Raw genomic sequence first — 2,561 nt, 5'->3', positions numbered from 1 at the left:
CACCGTTGAGCAATGCTTGAGTGGAATCAATGAGGGATTGAAGTCGCTTTTTGTGAATGAAAGGGCATTGATTTTGTAGCTGTTGGTGTATGATATTAAGTTCGCGCATCTCGTTGTAATCTGGTTTTTTTTTGGCGAAATTAATTAGATCACACAACGAGATGCGTTTCTATATATTTGATAGCGAAAGATATTTTGTGGGGATTCGCTAGATGCGGGCGTTAGCAGTAAAGGAGTATCAATGGTATCTCAAGCCGAGCTAAAAGACCAAAAAACAGAATCCCTAGCCACAAAGTTTATTAAGCATACATTTTATGTACGAATAGCAACTATGGTTTTGGGTTTCACAATGTCAGCTGTATTAATAATTCTTGGTTATATGTTGACGCAGCAAGATATTGAAGTTAATAAAGGTGTTAATGTTAATAATGGTTCTGAAATTACCGCAGACTTTGGTACGGCGAGTTTTGCTTTAAAGAATACGGCACCAGGGCTTTTGTTAATTTTATGTGGGACAATAATTGCAGTTTCAACGATCCGAAAAGAAACGTTTACTAAGTCGCAGTGGGCAGATCATCAAAATGGTTTACCAGGGTTTACCGAGTCTAAAGGTTAAATTTACTGCTAACAAGACCAGCCAGAGGGACAGCCAAATCGCTACGCGCTTTGTCTGCCCCTGCTGGTGGCGTTAAATGTCTATGAGCATCTCAGAAAGCACATATTATCGAAGGCAGCACGTAACTGGTCCGGGTTGCGTTTTGGTCTCTATCAAATTTGGAGTAACTCCAGAAAATGGTGTGCTTGTAGTAAAACGCGTGGGTTTAAACCAAGATGATGCTCAAATTAAATTTGACTTAGAAAGTCACAAAACCGAAATATTAGAGGGCGTGCACGAAGCCAACATTAAGTATGGTGGTAGTCTGCAAGTCCAAGAAATAGAAGTAGTACCAGACGACTATCCAAAAGAAGGTCAGGCAAGGTATGCTGCCTATCAAATTGCTAAGCATGTGCTTGATAAAAACATTTAACAAGGCAATGCAGCGGACTGCTGCGCAGCCGCGCTGATTGCGGCGTTAACTCTCTGAGGGAATATCGTGAACGAAGAAGAATTTTGGGAGCTGGTTGAATCTTCAGGTTCTCCAGATAATTGTTCTCCAGAAGAGCAGTGCGTACGCATAACCAAAAAGCTATCGGGAAAGTCAAAGGAAGAGCTGGTGGCCTTTGCCAATATACACAGAGAGATACTGTGTAAGGCGTATACTTGGCCGATGCTTAAAGCTAGCTTCGTCTTACTCAGCTATATATCAGATGACGTGTTTGAAGATTTCAGAAACTGGGTCATTCTCAACGGAAAGAAACGGTTTTACGAAACCCTCGATAACCCTGACAATATTGCAAGTTATATACAGGTCCAAGATCCAGTTGAAGAGGTAACTGGCGAGGCTTTATTGTATGTATGCGATGAAGCTTGGGATGGAGATATTGAGGATTTAGAAGAAGAATATGTCTATCCAGAAGACCCAGTGATCGAAGATGATTGGCCTTCGGAAAAAGAGCTAAAACAAGAATTCCCCAAGCTATACGATCAATTCTGGGATGAAGAGAATGTCAGGACACTAAACTAAGAGTTAACAAGTGGCTCCACCGGACAAATTTTAGTGTCACCTTTTTTGTTCCAAAAAAGCCGCCAATAAAATTTGCTCGGTGAGCCGGGCGTTAGCTGAATCCCCTAATTAGCAAATATGGAAGAAGATAAAATGGAATTTATTCGTATAGCCAATCAGGATGATCTCCCTGGCGTACTAAAACTGTACAAAGAGCTTCGTGGAAACGATCCAGAAAGGACAGCGGAGCAACTTGCTTCCACGTGGGAAGAGATACAAAACAATGCCAATACTATGGTTGTAGTAGCAGAAGTTGACGGCACTCTAGCTTCGACATGTCAGTTAGGAATAGTGCCAACGGTAACGAATGCTGGAAAACCGTTTGGTATTATTGAACACGTGATTACAAGCGAAGACTTCCGCCGTATGGGCTTAAGTCAAAAGGTTATGGAAAAGGCTCTTGAGTTAGCATGGAGCAAAGGGTGTTATCAAGTTGTACTTTTGTCTGGTGAAACTCGAACTTCAGCTCACAGACTCTACGAGAAAGTAGGTTTCCAGTCAGGTATCGAGAAGGGCTTTGTAGTAAAGGCTCCTCAGTAACAATTCAGCTAACAATAAATTTAAGCAGATTCGCAACGCTTGGCACTTTCGGTTTGAATCAGTTTTAGTGTTTACGGCACAATGTTTTAGGTTGGTGGTAGCGTTGCTCACTACTTAATTTGGCGCTGACGGATCCCCTCATAATTTAAGCATCGCTGTTTGATGGATCACGCGTATGTATTCGCAGATTGCCCACTGTATATCCGCGTAATTTCTTTGGTGGTCCCGCTGTCTTAGCACCTCTTTTGCGAGCCGTGTTATTGATAAAACATGGCGGGTTTTGATGGTGTTGGCTTGAAACTGATACTGCCAATTTTGCTGTCTAGCAATCAGTCCAATGCACCAAAGCACAACCTC

At 42.1% G+C, this 2,561-nt stretch carries 4 protein-coding genes and 1 pseudogene; 4 read left to right on the top strand and 1 reads right to left on the bottom strand.

Annotation, left to right across the window (positions count from 1 at the left end):
- The first annotated feature begins 241 nt into the window (after positions 1-241).
- From K6Y21_RS20945 to K6Y21_RS20930, 4 genes are all read left to right on the top strand, one after another.
- On the top strand, positions 242-616 hold the full coding sequence (locus tag K6Y21_RS20945; RefSeq protein WP_233073889.1) for a hypothetical protein: 375 nt from the start codon (positions 242-244) through the stop codon (positions 614-616).
- A gap of 82 nt (positions 617-698) precedes the next feature.
- Positions 699-1,028, top strand: a complete 330-nt coding sequence (locus K6Y21_RS20940) for a hypothetical protein (protein ID WP_233073888.1) — start codon at positions 699-701, stop codon at positions 1,026-1,028.
- Between the two features lie 66 nt (positions 1,029-1,094).
- Complete coding sequence (locus K6Y21_RS20935) at positions 1,095-1,625, top strand: DUF4240 domain-containing protein (RefSeq protein WP_233073887.1); 531 nt, start codon at positions 1,095-1,097, stop codon at positions 1,623-1,625.
- A 117-nt stretch (positions 1,626-1,742) separates the two neighbouring features.
- The gene (locus K6Y21_RS20930; protein ID WP_233073885.1) at positions 1,743-2,204 is read left to right on the top strand and encodes a GNAT family N-acetyltransferase; all 462 of its coding nucleotides are present in this window, start codon (positions 1,743-1,745) and stop codon (positions 2,202-2,204) included.
- 138 nt (positions 2,205-2,342) lie between these two features.
- On the opposite strand, the pseudogene K6Y21_RS20925 reads toward K6Y21_RS20930, so the two are convergent.
- Positions 2,343-2,561 (bottom strand): annotated as a pseudogene (locus K6Y21_RS20925) (IS4 family transposase); the annotation flags it as partial.

Source organism: Motilimonas eburnea (assembly GCF_021295345.1).
Classification (GTDB): Bacteria; Pseudomonadota; Gammaproteobacteria; order Enterobacterales; family CBDFNC01; genus Motilimonas; species Motilimonas eburnea.
This window is presented reverse-complemented; position numbering and strand designations above follow the sequence as displayed.

Coding starts and splice junctions, on each gene's coding strand:
- K6Y21_RS20945 (WP_233073889.1), top strand. CDS start 242: ATGGTATCTCAAGCCGAGCTAAAAGACCAAAAAACAGAATCCCTAGCC.
- K6Y21_RS20930 (WP_233073885.1), top strand. CDS start 1,743: ATGGAAGAAGATAAAATGGAATTTATTCGTATAGCCAATCAGGATGAT.
- K6Y21_RS20940 (WP_233073888.1), top strand. CDS start 699: ATGAGCATCTCAGAAAGCACATATTATCGAAGGCAGCACGTAACTGGT.